The sequence below is a fragment of the Chitinophaga tropicalis genome (assembly GCF_009758205.1).
Taxonomy (GTDB): domain Bacteria; phylum Bacteroidota; class Bacteroidia; order Chitinophagales; family Chitinophagaceae; genus Chitinophaga; species Chitinophaga tropicalis.
Genome location: NZ_WRXN01000004.1, coordinates 478,634 through 494,779 on the forward strand (window position 1 = coordinate 478,634; position 16,146 = coordinate 494,779).

The 16,146-nt window shown below is 44.5% G+C and carries 10 protein-coding genes and 1 tRNA gene; 4 read left to right on the plus strand and 7 right to left on the minus strand.

The window, feature by feature from the left end:
• Positions 1-2 precede the first annotated feature (2 nt).
• Positions 3-2,414: a CshA/CshB family fibrillar adhesin-related protein gene (locus GO493_RS12285; RefSeq protein ID WP_157306458.1), complete on the minus strand. Its 2,412-nt coding sequence runs from the start codon at positions 2,412-2,414 to the stop codon at positions 3-5.
• 271 nt (positions 2,415-2,685) lie between these two features.
• Here GO493_RS12285 and GO493_RS12290 point away from each other — a divergent pair, with 271 nt between their 5' ends.
• The 3 genes from GO493_RS12290 to GO493_RS12300 all read left to right on the plus strand — a co-directional run bounded on the left by GO493_RS12290 (position 2,686) and on the right by GO493_RS12300 (position 5,366).
• Entirely contained in the window at positions 2,686-3,633 is a 948-nt protein-coding gene (locus tag GO493_RS12290; protein ID WP_157306459.1) for a DUF3592 domain-containing protein, read from the plus strand.
• A gap of 103 nt (positions 3,634-3,736) precedes the next feature.
• A tRNA-Pro gene (locus GO493_RS12295) sits at positions 3,737-3,810 on the plus strand.
• 302 nt (positions 3,811-4,112) lie between these two features.
• On the plus strand, positions 4,113-5,366 hold the full coding sequence (locus GO493_RS12300; RefSeq protein ID WP_157306460.1) for a YncE family protein: 1,254 nt from the start codon (positions 4,113-4,115) through the stop codon (positions 5,364-5,366).
• A 6-nt stretch (positions 5,367-5,372) separates the two neighbouring features.
• Here the strand turns inward: GO493_RS12300 and GO493_RS12305 are convergent, their stop codons facing one another.
• Positions 5,373-6,281: a helix-turn-helix domain-containing protein gene (locus tag GO493_RS12305; protein WP_157306461.1), complete on the minus strand. Its 909-nt coding sequence runs from the start codon at positions 6,279-6,281 to the stop codon at positions 5,373-5,375.
• A gap of 215 nt (positions 6,282-6,496) precedes the next feature.
• Here GO493_RS12305 and GO493_RS12310 point away from each other — a divergent pair, with 215 nt between their 5' ends.
• Positions 6,497-7,258, plus strand: coding sequence for an SDR family NAD(P)-dependent oxidoreductase (locus tag GO493_RS12310; protein WP_157306462.1), 762 nt, complete (start codon positions 6,497-6,499; stop codon positions 7,256-7,258).
• Positions 7,259-7,482: 224 nt separating this feature from the next.
• Here GO493_RS12310 and GO493_RS12315 read toward each other — a convergent pair whose 3' ends face one another.
• From GO493_RS12315 to GO493_RS12335, 5 genes are all read right to left on the minus strand, one after another.
• Positions 7,483-9,438: a sialate O-acetylesterase gene (locus GO493_RS12315; RefSeq protein WP_157306463.1), complete on the minus strand. Its 1,956-nt coding sequence runs from the start codon at positions 9,436-9,438 to the stop codon at positions 7,483-7,485.
• Positions 9,439-9,548: 110 nt separating this feature from the next.
• Positions 9,549-11,732 (minus strand): glycoside hydrolase family 3 C-terminal domain-containing protein, encoded by a 2,184-nt coding sequence (locus GO493_RS12320; protein ID WP_232538821.1) that lies wholly within the window; start codon positions 11,730-11,732, stop codon positions 9,549-9,551.
• A gap of 99 nt (positions 11,733-11,831) precedes the next feature.
• The gene (locus GO493_RS12325) at positions 11,832-13,286 is read right to left on the minus strand and encodes a cellulase family glycosylhydrolase (RefSeq protein WP_157306464.1); all 1,455 of its coding nucleotides are present in this window, start codon (positions 13,284-13,286) and stop codon (positions 11,832-11,834) included.
• 30 nt (positions 13,287-13,316) lie between these two features.
• On the minus strand, positions 13,317-14,534 hold the full coding sequence (locus GO493_RS31345) for a glycan-binding surface protein (protein WP_157306465.1): 1,218 nt from the start codon (positions 14,532-14,534) through the stop codon (positions 13,317-13,319).
• A 22-nt stretch (positions 14,535-14,556) separates the two neighbouring features.
• Complete coding sequence (locus GO493_RS12335; RefSeq protein ID WP_157306466.1) at positions 14,557-16,134, minus strand: RagB/SusD family nutrient uptake outer membrane protein; 1,578 nt, start codon at positions 16,132-16,134, stop codon at positions 14,557-14,559.
• Positions 16,135-16,146: the final 12 nt, after the last annotated feature.

The following is a 16,146-nucleotide window of genomic DNA, read 5'->3' on the forward strand; positions in this document are numbered from 1 at the left end:
TTTTACCTGGTCAATAGTACAGTGCCCCTGCGCACTACTTCACCGCAAATAGTCCGGGCCCTGACCATATACACATAGGTGCCTGTAGGCAAATCCTGCCCTTTGCGTGTACCATCCCAGCAATCTTCCGGAGTACGGGCGTCAAAGACCACAAACCCTGCCCTGTTAAAGATCTTAAATTCGAAAGTAGATGTAGGCCCCCAGCTTTTCAGTCCGAAGCAATCATTCCGGCCATCCCCGTTAGGCGTAAAGGCTGAGGGAATAGGAAAGCGGGTGAAGGACAATGCCACATCCACACTTACCGTGATAGATTCCAGCCGCGAGCAGCCGTGCATATCGGTAATAGTCACTTCATAGGTAGTAGTTTTCAGCGGAGAAACAACCGGGTTAGGCGTCAGGAAATTAGTGATACCAGGCGCCATTTCCCATGTATAATAAATACCTCCTTTAGCATGCAGCGTCACCTCCGGGTGAGCGCAATCTATATCACCGGACTTAGAGACAGATGTTACCGGGAGGTTATATACCTTTACAGGCACATAAAGTGTATCATCTACTGCACAGGTATTATTCCGCATATACACTTTAAAGAGGGAATCACGTATTGGCGCAACAGTTATAACAGCGCCTGCAGTAAGCAGGGAATCGTTGTCCGTATACCATTCATATACATCTCCCCCTTTACCCACCAGGTCTATTGACTGCCCCAGGCATACAACCGGCGTATCAGGTATTACCCTGAACTGTGGAGAGGCATTAACAGTTATATTGATAGCCGACTGGCTGCTGCAGCCGTAAATGGTGGAAGCAGTAGCTACATAGCGCGTAGTTTTCATCGGAGTGGTTACAGGATTTTCAGCAGTAGCATCGTTGACCGCTTCTGCCGGCGACCAGGTAATAGTAGCAGGAATATCCGGTACGGCAGATAGCTGCAGGCTTGTACCTGTGCATATCATGGTATCCGTCCTACAGGTAAGCACAGGTGTTGGTTGTACATAGACGGTTACTGACGCTGAGCCGGGGCATCCTGCCGCGTCTTTTCCTGTTACTGTATAAGTAGTGGTCACCGCCGGAGATGCTATGGGGTCAGGAATATCTGTAGCCGATAATCCCGTTGCCGGCAACCATATATAACTTTCTACCCCGGAAGCCTTCAGCTGTGTTTGTTTACCGGCACAGATCACTACATTCGGTAATGTGTTCAGGCTAGCTGCACAAGGCGCCTTTATATTGACCAGGTAGTCTTCCACTTCTCCGTCTGCAGCAAATCCCACAGCGCTTTGTATGGCAGCCTGGCTGGAAGATATCCTGAACCTGAATGCATACGGTGTAACTTTTCCTGAAGGCAGACCGGCAGGAAGGTTATTCCAGTTCAGCTGTACTGTTGCAGCATTGGCAGGAACGGTCGCGATAACGGACTCATTCAGTTCAAAGCTGCCGTTACGGTTATAATCAAACCAACCTGACAGCCAGGCATCCTTTCCTGTTGTATTGGTAACAGGCACTGTAAGCTGATAGGTGCCGTTGCCGGTATAGCCAGGGAAGGTGGTAAGGGCATCTTCATCAGCACCATCGTCAGCAGCACCCTGGACATCTGCATCTCCCCCTGTAGCTCCGAGGAATAATGTGCTGATACGGGATACTTCCGGCAACGGGGCATCGGTATTACAGCTATTCTGGTTGCTGTAGAGAAGCTGATGCTGTGCATATCCGTAACCAGCCGGGAGGTCTCCCTGATCTGCCGGGGCCATGATACCAAAGGCCACAGCACTTCTGCCCTGTACCGATCTGAGCAGCCGGGTGCTGATAGTAACGGTACCGGTAGCTTCTGTAGCCAGGATGGGTAATTGTCCGAGGCCCTGGCTCCCGGCATATGTTTCTGTTATATCGATAGATTGTGTGCCACAGCCTGTTGAAGGATTAACGGTCTGTGTGGAATTCCTGTAAAATTCCAGTGTCTGCCACGCTCCTCCGGAGGTAGTGAAGGAAACCGTCTCACCTGTACCACAGGCTTCTGCATCGACAGCGATCAGGCGATAAGGTACAGGTTTACCGTTCCGTGTAGCTGTCACAGTGAGGGTGAACCGGCTGTTATTGGTGGTGAGTGTTGTTCGTAATGCAGGTATGACAGTAACGTCAGAGAAATCATAATATCCGTATAGTAATGCGCCATTCCAGGTGTTCATTACATATGGCGCAGGTATTTCTCCGGCTACAGCAGAAAGTTCAATGGTGACGGTTAAGCCTCCGGCAGTCGTAAATGTTTTAACTGCACCATCAGATACGGTCATTCCCGCCCAGTTGATCCACCATATTTCGTTTTTCAGGCTGCCGTTTCCGAGATCAGCATGTTGTGCAAACAGCTGATTATTAAATACAAAGAGGGATAAGGATAGCAATAAAAATTTTGGCATTATAGGGACTGTTTTTCAACATATAGGTATCAGGATAGTAAATAAATGGCTAACTGTTTCAGTATCATCCACTCTGCCAGGATGGAGGCTCCTGGTGGTCTTGTGTCCGGTTCCCTAAAATACATTAAAAAAAATTAAAATCAATACCATTGCACGAAGAGAATTCCCTGCAGACCGTCCGTTAAATTTAACTACTTCATTATCTGTAAAAAAAGAATAATATATTTGAGTGATTTATCCCTTAACAATTTAAAAACCACTACCTATAACTATGAACAGACGAATTATCTGGGGGGGCTTATTTCTTTTTTCCTTCCTATTATTTTATTGCTGGATGCCGGTGGGGCTTATCATGACATCACACATGTTCTTTGGCCTGACAGGAGGTGTAATTACTGCATTCTTTTTTGTACAGATGTTTGCCGATTTCAGAAGCTGGGATGAACTTAATTCCAAACTTCCCGAGCATAATCAATGGTATCATAAAGTGGCTGTTATAGCTATTGTACTGGCCGTGGCTCTTGGAGTAACGTTTTCAGTGCATTATGGTACACTGGAAGACAATGAGATCAAAGAGTACGGTGTACGCGTACCCGGTACCATTACGGCAGGCTATTCCAAGTCAAGCAGTAAGGGAGGTACTACCTACAACCTTTCTGTTTCCTTTTACACAAAGAAAGGGAAATACGTATATGTAAACAGGAATGTTGATGGAGGCCAGTATGATCAGGCCAGCATAGGAAAGCATGTAGAGGTAATGTATTCCCAAAAGCATCCCACCCTGGTAAAGATCCTGCTGGGAGAAGATGTTGTAGAGGAATTTACAGGCTTTAAAAGCAGGGATATCACCGTTAGTGATCTGAGTAAGATCCTTACTATGCGGAAAGACAGTATACTGCAGTCGCTCAACCAGGTAAGCTACCGCTGGGAGCTGCAGCCTCATGAAACCAATACATGGGTTAACAATGACAAAGAACTGGCAGTCTTCATTCAGAACGATAATGAGGTTACTTACGCTGAGAAGACCGGAAACTTTGAGGCATTTAAGAAAAATGCTCTAAGTAATGGTTTCAAGCCTGTGCTGGATACAGACAGCGCTGAGATACACCTGTTTGAAAAGGACAGCCTGATACTCATGCTGCAAACCAAAGCCAGCGACGACCTGCGAGCGCGCATAAAGGGAGAAAAAGCCCTGATAGCTACTTTAGGTAAAAAATAACCTTGCTGCGGGCTAAAAAAAAGTTGGCCGGTATCCTAAAAGGGTGTTAAATTTGCCTCCTTCCGCTTTGTGTGAGTGCAATACAATTTAGCATCCAAGGGTACGGGATGTAGCGCAGCCCGGTAGCGCGCTTCGTTCGGGACGAAGAGGCCGCTGGTTCGAATCCAGTCATCCCGACAAAACACACTTTAATTCGTTTCAAAGCCCGCAAATAGTCAATGTTTGCGGGCTTTTTATTTTTTTAGCCTACCAAATTATGTCAATTCATATCAAGCTATTCGTGAGTAAAATTTTTCTTTAAAACGACTTATGAAAGCCGTTACAACTGATTATAATTCAAAACAAAATATCATTTTTTTGTCTTCTGATACCATTTACGTGATAATTTCACACTCAGTGGTGCGTGGATAGTGAGAGTGATAACAATTACCAATTTGACCAAGAATAATTAATTTCAGCACTCAAATATTAACGTATTTATGTTTGACAACTCTGCAACAGACAGGCTACAGGAAGAATGGAACAAAAAAGGAACAGCATATGCCAGGGCCGTAAATGAAATGGTCAATTTCGGCGAACAACATGGCTGGGAAAACTGGAAAGGAAAGGATCCTATTGACGAAAGGACTCATCTGGGAGATCAGGTTGTCCAGCTTTTAAGAGAAGCTAATGAAAAAGGAACGGTAACAGCATTCAGAAAAGCATTCCCTCCCGCACATATCCCTCTTGCCCGCTACGTGGAAAAACAAGGCCAAAGCATTCGTGATATCCACTTTATTGAAGACGGGAAGATCGTTTTTGTCATAGGGGCACCCTACGAGGACAGACAGGCCTATATCTTAGACAACGACAGGCTTATCAAGCTGGATGAGGCCATATACGCAATAGGCAAGTCGAAGCAGGGAAATATTTTTGCCGTCGAAAGAGATAACACCATCGTGACTACACGGGGATGGCAGGGCGATATTATCTGTGAATTTACGCTTCATGAAACAGCAGATGAGACCATTACTGAGCTGATCCCTTTCAATGATGGCAAAAGGCTGTTGCTCGTGAGTACCAAAGGGATCTTTCTGATAGATGGGAACGGGGAAAAACGTATTCATCCGGCAAATACAAGCAACAAAGCTGGTAAGACACCTGACATTGACATGGAAAATGCCACCTTGTCTCATAATAATGACTTTATTGTTGTGGGAGATCAGGGTAGCGATCACAGGGTGCTGGATAGTGAAGGCAGGGAAATAGGCACTCTCGGACCGCAGTCATCCTACCCACATTACTGTCTCTTTTCAAAAGATGATAAACAGCTGATTACCAACTCCTGTCATTTTTATAATGGCATTACCATCGGTGTAAAGTCGGATTTACTGAATGGGCTAAATATTGAACCATATACGAAAAGCGATAAATATGTAGTGATTGACGAAGAAATGCGTGTATACGCGGGACTATCAACTGCTGACCATTACATACTGGCTGATGCATACGGGTATATAAGGGCGATCGATAAACAGGGTAATAAGTTGTGGCGGCATTATTTAGGATCTACCATTTCCGGCATGGCGATGTCGGACGATGGAACAACATTGTGGGTAGGCGCATATTCCGGCATCCTGCATAAACTAAAATTGCAGGCTGGACAGGATGAACATACCATCGGAAATGGAAATCACCAGGAAGAATTCAGGCTGATCCTTTGGAAAGATGAACCGAAACCGTTGTTCTGGTAGATGGCATCAGGTAGTGCTATTGTTTAGTAACCTATATCCGATAGGTGTTACGCCCGTGCTTTTCTTGAAAGCCCTCGTAAAATGTGCCGGATATTTAAATCCTAACTCATAGGCTATCTCGTTAATGGTCTTTGGGTTATCCAATATCTTTTGTTTAGCCCAATCCATTATTTTCAATTGGATATATTCCAAAGCCGTTTTACCTGTCTCTTTTTTTATTAAATCACCGAAATAATTGGTAGAAAGGTTGAATTGCTCAGCACAATAGGTAACTGATGGCAAGCCTATTGTTTGCGGCTTGTCCGATTGATAATATTCGTTCAACAGTTTTTCAAACTGGCTTAGTATGTCAGTATTGGGCCCACTACGGGATATGAACTGGCGGTCATAAAAACGTATGCAATAGTTTAGGAATAATTCAATATTTGCAACTATCAGCATTTTACTATGCTTATCCACACCACGCTCCAGCTCGTAACTAATCTTGTCGAAACAATCCAATACAATTTTCCGCTCCCTTTCAGATAAGTGTAGTGCCTCATTTGATTGATAAGAAAAGAATGTATAATCGTCCATATGCCTGCCCAAAGATGTACCACGTATCAGGTCGGGATGGAACAACAAAGCGTAACCCTGAGGTTTATAATCCCTGCTGATATCTACATTGATGACTTGCCCCGGAGCAACAAAAACCAACGTCCTGTCCTGGTAATCATAAGTATGCCTTCCATATTTCATGTCACCGCACATCACTTCCTTTAAATACACTATATAAAAGCCAAAATTCATCCTGGACGCGTAGATTTCCGGCACTCTGCCGTTAAAATCCATAATGCTTACCAATGGGTGCAAATTCTCCTTATGATAAAAAGCATCATGCTCGCTAACTGTATCAATTCTTAAAATTTCGTCCATTTTAATTGCATTTAAAAATCAATACAAATTTACCCACTATTTCCTCCTTTGTACGCAGCGGAACGCTGATCAGTGAAAATGGTAGCACAATCCGTGGATTGTATAAGGGATACTTATCCATAAGATAAGACCTTTGTAATCTGAACTTTCAGCGTGATTAAATCACAATAAAAGAAATATCATTTTCAACAATAAAATTAAATAAATAATTGATTATGAGACTCATGGAAGATAAAGTTGTTCTTATTACAGGCGCAGCACAGGGTATTGGATTTGCAGCTGCAAAGGCATTCGCTGAGGCCGGAGCATTGGCAGCATTAGCAGATTGGGATGAAGACCTGGTGAACAAAGCAGCAGAACGGCTAAAGACAGAGGGTTATAAAGCACTTGCTATTGTTTGCGATGTTTCGGATGATGTACAGGTACAGGCAATGATCAATAAAACAGTGGAAACATTCGGAAAACTTGATGCAGCTTTTAACAATGCAGGTATCCAGAATGTGCTTGCAGATGCAGCCGACCAGACCAGAGAAGATTTCGACAGAGTGATGGGCGTAAACCTGCGTGGTGTGTGGAGTTGTATGAAATACGAATTACAGCAGATGCGCAAGCAGGGTAACGGTGCTATTGTAAATTGTTCGTCAATCGGCGGAATTTTAGGTGGGCCGCAAAGAGGTACGTATCATGGAGCCAAACATGGTGTAATCGGGCTTACCAAAAGTGCAGCATTGGAGTATGCCTCACAGGGAATACGTATCAATTCCATTTGTCCTGGTATAATTCATACACCAATGGTAGACAAAATGATGGCTGGCGGTCAGCAGGATATATTAGATGCAATGATAGAGACCGTACCTGCCAGGCGTTTGGGGCATCCGAAAGAAATTGCCGATGCGGTGCTTTGGCTTTGTAGTGATATGGCAAGTTTTGTTGCAGGTCATACGTTGGTTGTGGACGGTGGTTACAGTATTCAATAAGCGGATAGTCGAATAAAACAACAAACCCGTCTCCGGCTTAACCGTGACGGGTTTGTTTTATAGCTTCGCCCTGCGCTGGCAGTCCGTCTCTCCTATTTCCCGCTTTCAAACCTTTTTTGGGCTTCCGGGGTCATTGGCAGGCGGACAAAAATAGCTTTACTTAAATGCTTCCAATCAAAGTTTTTCACTTAAAGAATCATATTACTTTTAGCTGAACCTGGATCTTATTTTTGAGTAATCCCTTTCCATTCATCTGTTCTAAAAGGAATAGCTGGCAAGTTTTCTGAGTTTATGAGATTGCATTCCGGATTATCTGCCCAGGCATATCTGACAGCTACAGGTTCGGCAACTTTATCAGAATAAACAATCACTTCATTTCCTTCAATGGTTGCTTTTGCCCAATAAAATTGCTTGTCTGTACCGGCAATGGCGAAACCTATTACTTCTTTTCCATCTTTTGTGGAAAGCCCCAGGCCAATGTTTGTAAAACTGATGCGGATGCGATTACCTTCCTTTCTATAATTCTTATACACCGGACCAGATGGGATACCTTCCTGTTTGTACACCATTTTATTGGCAATTAAAGCCAGGCGGCGGCCTACTTCCTGTTTATTTTTCGGATGAATATCGTTCGCTTCTCCAATATCAATAATGCAGGCCATACCTGTATTGGGCTGCGACAATGTCAAACTTTGCGCTTCTCTCAATTCCGCCCATTCACTTTCTGATGGAAGCGGTTTTGTCTTCATGTAATTGGCCAACTGAACGAATAAAAACGGAAGATCGCCTTGCTGCCAGCGCTTTCTCCAATCTGTAATCAGCATGGGAAATAACTTTCGGTAATCATAAGCTGCTCCGGCATTCGACTCACCCTGGTACCAGATAAATCCTTTAATACCAAAAGGAATAACCGGGTTTATCATGGTATTAAATAGCACTGTGGGATAATACTGATAGTTGAGTATTTTAGGAAGAGCAGTTTCAAGATCTTTTTTATATAACCATTTCCCGCTTAAAGAAATTTTAACTGAACCATCTGTAATATAAATATCATCTGCCGGGTTCAAACCTCCCCCGTTCCATAACATGGCTATTCTGACAGCAATAGTATTTTCTCCGTTCTTCACCAGATTGGCAGGAATGGTATAAGAATGCGTTGGACTGGAATTCCAGACATTCTTACAAATTTCCTGGCCATTAAAATAGAGCGAATAGTTCATCTCCGGATGTCCGAGGTTGATAGTTAAATCTTTTTGCTCAAATGACTGAGGCAATGTGATTTTTTTTCTTAGCCAGACCATTCCTTCATAAGAACCAATTCCAAAACCCTTTACCAGATTTGGCATTTCAACTGCTGTCCAATCCGTATCATCATATCCCGTAGCCGGCACTATCTTATCCGTGTTATTTTGCGGATTATATATTATATTCCAAAAGCGTACCAGGTTCAGGCTGTCCTGCACAAAATCTTCACGGTCAGGAGCAAGCGTATCATTGCTAAGCGTTTTTTCCCTGGTAATTGGCGAGGTAAGCAACATGTCCCGGCTTGTCCATGCTTCTATTGGTGTGCCACCCCAGGTGCTTTGAATAATGCCAACCGGCACCCTCCTGTCCTGGTGAATTTTACGGGCAAAATAGTAAGCAACTGCAGAAAAGTCTTTTACATTTCCGGAATCGCAAACTTTCCATCTTCCGGCTGCAATATCGGTTTGAGGTCTTACCTGTTTACTATGTTCAACAACCAGAAAGCGTATTTGCGGGAAATTAGCATTTGCTATTTCTTTACCTGCATCCTTAGCCTGCTGCACCTGCCATTCCATGTTTGACTGACCGGAAGCCAGCCACACATCGCCGATAAGAATTCCCTTTAGCCTGATTCCAGCATCCGGTTTTCCTGATTCAGCAACTTCAAGTACATAAGGTCCTCCTTCTTTAAACACAGGGAATCTGAGCAGCCATTTCCCCTCCCGGTCCGCTTTCGCTGTTGCCTGAATATTTCCAAGTTTTGCAACGACAATAGCGCCGGGAGTTGAATTTCCCCAAACCGGAATTTTAATGCCCCTCTGTAAAACCATGCTATCGCCAAATACATTGGGCAACCTGATCTGAGCATTAATAAATTTTTGAGAAACAAAAAATGTAGTAAGGAATAGAAGTAAAGTTCGAATCCGGAATCTCATTGTATTATTCTTTCGTTTTAAGCATGTAAAAAATAATCTTTATGCTGGAGCAGGTACAACCAAAGGCCCTTAAATCTTCTGATCGCTGGCAAAGCAGTTTACCCAGGAACCTATTTAACCGAAATCTTGACCGATCCTGAAATATTGCGTGATGAATTGCCGATATGCAATATAAATTCGCCAGCTTCCACATTCCAGTTTTTTTTGGTTTCGTCATAAAAAGCCAGGTCAGCAGCTTTTACGTTAAGCTCGATCGTTCTTTCTTCCCCAGGACGCAGAAAAACTTTTTCAAATGCTTTAAGTTCTTTTTCCGGGCGCAAAACAGTGCAAAACGGATCGCTGACATAAAGCTGCGCAACTTCTGCTCCATACCGGGAACCCGTATTTTTTACAGTGCATTTCGCATGAATGGTCTCTCCTTTCCCATAGCTGGTCTTGTCTGTAGAAAAATGGCTTACCGAAAACCCGGTATAAGAAAGGCCATAACCAAATGGGAATTGAGGAACAATTTTTTTTGTATCAAACCAGCGGTATCCTACTAAAATATCTTCTTCATAATTTACGCGAAGGTCTTTTCCCGGAAAATTGCCTAACGCATGGGCGGGCGATTGATCCAGGGACACCGGCAATGTGAACGGCAGTTTACCGGATGGGTTTACTTTGCCACTCAGCAGATCGGCAACAGCATTTCCTGCTTCCATTCCGCCAAACCATGACCACAGTATGGCAGGCACGCGATGAACAATTCCTGATAACTTTACCGGTGAGCCGGCAATGATAACAACCACGGTATTAGGGTTTGCTTTTGCCACTTCGCGGATCAAAACATCTTGTCCGTACGGTAGGTCCATATTTTGCTTATCGGAAGATTCTGTATCAAAATCATGATTTAATCCTCCGAAAATGATCACTGCTTCTGATTCCTTTGCTACTTTTACAGCTTCATCTATCAGTTTCCAGTCAACCACATCAGAGCTTGTTTGTCCGGCGTTGCTGCCTTCTTTGAAAGTGGATTGCTTTTCATACCCCTGAGCAAAGTTTATTTTCACCGTAGCTCCAAATTTCTTCCGGATAGCGTCAAGCGGAGTAATTTCGTAGAGGGCTTTTATTTCGGAGCTAAGTCCGCCATTGCAATGCCTGCGTGTAGCATTATCTCCAATAACTGCAATGGATTTTATTTTATTGAAATTCAGTGGAAGTATGTTTCTGTTGTTTTGCAATAATACTGCCGCTTCAGCAGCATCGTTATATGCGGCCTGCTGATGCTGCGGCGTATTCATCTTCCCTTTTTCCCGATCCTCTTCATCAAACATTTTTGTCTTTATCATTATCCGCAGCACATTCGCTACCTTTTCATCAACAATGGCGACAGGTACCTTTCCTTCTTTTACTGCGCTGATCAATGGATCGGCAAAATACCATTCATTGTAATCCTTTTTATCCGTTCCCATTTCCAGGTCAAGGCCGGCTAAAGCGGCTTTTATTGTTGAATGTGCGGCTGCCCAGTCGGTCATCAGCACCCCTTTAAAACCAAACTCTTCACGAAGTATCTTCCTGTCCAGGTACTCATTCTCCGCGCACCAGTCCCCTCTGAATTTATTGTATGCGGCCATTACGGTGTAGGCACCTCCTTCGGTTACTGACGCTTTAAATCCCGGCAAATAAATTTCACGCAATGCTCTTTCGCTCATGTACACGTCAATTGAATCTCTATGCGTTTCCTGGTTATTAGCCAGCCAGTGTTTTACACTTACCGCTACATCTTTTGACTGTAATGCTTTGATATAGGCAACCGACATTCTGGAAATAAGGAACGGATCTTCGCTCATGTACTCGAAATTTCTTCCGCAAAGCGGTGAACGGATAATGTTGATACCGGGTCCGAGTAAGATATCTTTTTTCCGGAAGCGGGCTTCTTCACCCAATACAATTCCACGCTCATAAGCCAGTTTAGGATTCCAGGTAGCGGCCAACGCTGTACCCGGCGGAAAACAGGTGGCAGAATCATTGGTCCAGCCGGCATAAGCCCAGTCATGCCGGTTTATTTCCGCACGCACCCCATGAGGCCCATCGCTCAGTGCCCATTCAGGAATACCTAATCTTTTTATTCCCGATACGTAAAATTTCGAATTTCCATGAAGGAGACTAACTTTTTCCGCCAGCGTCATCTGGCTGATCAATGAGCGGATCTTTTCCTCCTGTTTACTGTCGTTTGTCAAGAGCTGCGCATTGGCTATACCAGCCATCATTACGCCTGCTAAACCGAGCACAAATTGTCTTACTACTTTTTTCAATTTCATCAAATTTTCTAAACGTGTCTTTGTTAAAAAAATGTATAAGGGATGTATTAAAATTTCATCCCTTATACATACAAGTCAATTAATCTTCTAAAACTATTTACCACCCGCAACAATGGCATCGATGGTACGTTTGTCGAGCACGGTATTATTCCGCCTGTCCAATGCACCGCCCGTATCCCAGTAAAAGGGTTTAAGACCATTGGCTATGGCCTGTCTGGTTACATAGGTCAGCCAATAATCCACCGCGTCATTATGGGTGGCCAGATCTTTGGGAACATACTTACTGTTGCCACGCCTGTAGGCTCCATATTCGCCCATTATGACAGGGATCTGTTTGTCAATGAATTTCGTTTTCATCCTGGCGAGGGAGGTGTTTACATCACTCTCCTCTCCCCAGGTGGCATTCCGGTCAGGTTCAATGTTAGAATGATGTCCTGTTCCCCAGTAATAAAACATTTTACCCCAGTCAGCGTCGCCATCCATCAGCAAACAGAACTGGGATGGTGAATAATAATGTACCTCTACCATCATCCTGTCTTTTACAGGATCTGTGGGGAGGGTATTCATCATGTCATTTGTTTTTTCAATATTCGTTGACGGTCCCTGCACCACCAGCACCCGGTAGCTGTTACGTCCACCGGTGGACCGGACTGCATTAACAAAGGTTTGATGATAACCGGCAAGTATTGCCATTTGCTCAACATTGTCGGCAGCGGGCTCATTGGCGCTTGCAAATAGCAGGTGCTCATCAAAATCGCGCATTGTGGTAGCTATTTGTTCCCAGAACGCTTTTTGCCTGGCATTAACTGAATCTTTCTTCTGAGCGTTAATATTATTCTCCAGCCAGCCACCGTCCCAATGGATATTGAGTAAAACATACATATCGTTATTGACGCAATATTGAACCACCTGCTTTACCCGGTTAAGCCAGGCATCCTGGATCTTAGCGGTAGCTTTATCTGAATACGGGTTCCATGAACAGGGCAGGCGGATGGCATTAAATCCCTGCTGCTTTACGAACTGGATGTAACTCTCGGTAATTAAAGGATTTCCCCAGGCGGTTTCTCCGCCAATAGCTTCCAGTGTATTTCCAATGTTCCAGCCCAGTGTAAATTTGGCAGCCAATTGCACTGCAGTACTTCCCATGCCGGTTGCATCGGCCGGTATGGGCGATGTATTATAGCCCGGATATAAACTGCTGGCTTGCGTTACGTTTATCCGGCGCAGCTGGCTGTTTCCCACGTTAACCTCTAGTACCGCAGAGCGGACAGCTCCTGTGGTATTGGCTGTAGTGGTTAATTGAATGGAAGCCGGGCTGTTTTTGCCGTTTGTTTTGCTCAATTGCAGCCAGGAAGAAGCGGGATTGCTGATATTCCATTCTGCGTTACTGGTGATCGTTACCTCAGCAGTATCTTCTTTAGCCTCAAAAGCAATTTCGGATGAAGAAACCGACAATACCGGTGCGATCGTGCTGTTTTTACTACAGTATGCAAACATTACAGCCATAATTACAAGGCCGGTGAGTACATACCATCTTTGAGTTTTCATATTTATGATATTTGGTTAAAAGTCCTGGCACTATTTAATCTTTACCACCCTGATATTATCAATAGCCGCCCGTAAGCCGGAAGCCGAGGGGGAAGCGGAAAAGTTTTTGGTCTGGATATTTATCGCTCCGGTGCCGGTGGTACCCAGCAAAGCGGTCAGGCTTGCGGCTGCCGAGCCTTTACCGTCATTGCTCCTGAACAGTGACAATGGAATGGTTACCGTACGCCAACCCTTTGTGGCAAAGGAAGAGATAGCGCCATTGGTACCTTGCCACGGCTCATAGCGGGCCATATAGTCAAATGAATAACCTTTTATAACATAAATAGAAGTGCCGGTCCATGTGTTGGGTACGCTGATCTCAAACTTAAGGGCATAGTCATCAAGGGAAAGGCCTAAACTGTCAGCAGGGACCCATTGTACATCGTTAGTATTTATACTGCGTTGCCAGTCCCACCAGGTGCCATCACCGGCAGGCAGAATACCATTGCTTAGCACCGCGTAATTACCCCTGTTGCCGGGAAAGTTAGCGCTGCTGTTATCTATGCCGGTACCCCAGTTGAAAGTATTTATCTCATCAAAATTACAGAGAACGCCTGTTGTATTATCGTTTACGTTGAAGGGGGTCGAGGCCATGCCGGATTTTGTAGTAACCACTACAGGGCCGCTTTGTGTAAGTGCTGGTAATACAAATCCAACGGAGGTACCATCGCCCGCTGTGGCATAACTGGTAACCGGTGTACCGGCAAAAGTGAGCTCGTTTATAAAAAACAAATTCAACCCGTAGATATAAACAGAATCGCCCTCATTGGCATTTTCGTTTGAAATGCTTGTGATGCTGGGAGGCGGAGCCACAATATCAAATGTAAAGGTGGTTGCCCCCTGCCGGGTAACGTAGCGGATAGTGTTCAGATCTTCTGCAGACACTGATGGGAACGGTATCACAGCAGGTACCAGTACGGCAGCGCTGGTATCAGAGAACATTACGCTGTTGATGGTAGCTGGTATGCCATTGAAGGAGATCTGTACAGCATCTTTCAGGTTATGCCCGATCAATACCACCCATTGACCGGTAGTAATGCCATTCACAAGGGTATCAGCAGGCGCTGCTGCATAATTCCTGACACTTGTTATAACTGGGGCGCCTTCCGTTACATCCTTCTTACAGGCGGATAGCATCCATGCAAAGGCCGTAGCAAACGCCAGGAACAGCAAGCTTCTATAGTGGTGTTTAAATATTACTTTATTCACTGTATAATGTTTTTAGTATTGCTTAATAATATGATACCGGAGCTTCCAGCAATTTCGGGTTAGCAGTAACCTCAGAAGAAGGTAGCGGGAAAGTGAAGCTTTGAATAGTGGCAGGCGTGATAATGCCATATGGATCCGCGGGTGTTAAGACGCCATTTGGCAGCGTAAATGTTACACGTTGTTCGCCGTTTAATTTACTGATTGCCTTTGCCGGGTTGTAATAAGACAACCTAACCAGGTCTGTCCAATATTGCCCTTCTGCTGCCAGTTCAATCCGTCTCTCGTTAATCAGGGTATCAATATCTATTTTGGTTGCCGGGTCGATGCCGGCTCTTGTACGAACCTTGTTAAAGTAAAGAAGCGCCTCGCCGTCAGTAGTTGAACCATTGTTACCAAGTATAGCTTCAGCATAAATGAGGTAAACGTCTGCCAGTCTTAATAATGCGTTATGTTCTGTAGAGGAGGTCAGATTCATGGTTGGGGCGTTATTATCCTTGTTTGTACCGATAATATGCTTTTTCAATCCGCAATCGCCTGTATATTTATATCCTCCGCCAGCTGCGTTCAACTCCGGATAATAATCACCATTGATCATAAAGGTAGCCTTACGCCTTACGGAATCTTTTGTGGTATAGAGCTTGTACATATCTACGGTTGGCCGTATGTTAAACCAGCCGGCAGAGCCATTAGCAGATATTTCTGTACCGCCCGGAGAATAGATCTGCAGCATATTTCCTTCCAGCCAACCGCCACCCGGGGCCCACTGTAATGCGAACAATGACTCCGGATTGTCGTTAAACTGGCTTTTAAAGAGGTCGGCATAATTAGCTGCCAGCGCCAGGCCGCTATTGTTGCACACATTTCCTGCGTATTTTCTTGCACTATCCAGGTATGCCTGGTCCCTGGTACCGCCGCCCTGGTTTAATCCGGCTACTGTTAAATAAACCTTACTTAACATGCCTTGCGCTGACCAGGTGGTTACCCTTCCGGCGGCATCAGCAGGCGGGAGGTTCTGAGCTGCAAAAGTCAGATCATTAATTGCGAACTTATATACGTCTTCTGTTTTTATGCGGTTAATCAATGGAGATATGATCAGCGTACTGTTATCTTCAATAACAGGTACGGAACCCCATAATACCGCCAGGTTATAATAGGCAAATCCACGTATAAACCGGGCCTCTGCTATAGCAGCATTCCTGTCCTTGTCAGGGATAGTATTGGGCGCCTTTTGCGTGATGGCATTGATAGTAACGTTACAGTGCGCAATGACATTGTACATCCCTTTCCAGTTGGAGATCATGATATTATTTAAGCCCGTAACTGTAAAAGTGTTAAGCTGCACGGCATCTCCCCAGTAACCAACTGCCATGTTCCCGCTCAGCACATCGCCAACAGGTAAATAACAGTTATAATTCCAGTCTCCCCAGGGTGTACCTGCGTACAATGCGGCAGTTGCCAATCTAAGGTCATTAGGAGTTTGATAAAAGTTATCAGCACTTATCTGCGACAATGGCGGACGATCTAAAAAACTCTTGGAGCATCCTGTTATAACTATTACAGGTAACAGGAAAGCAATTATTTTATTCAATATCGGTTTCATGACTATTTATAT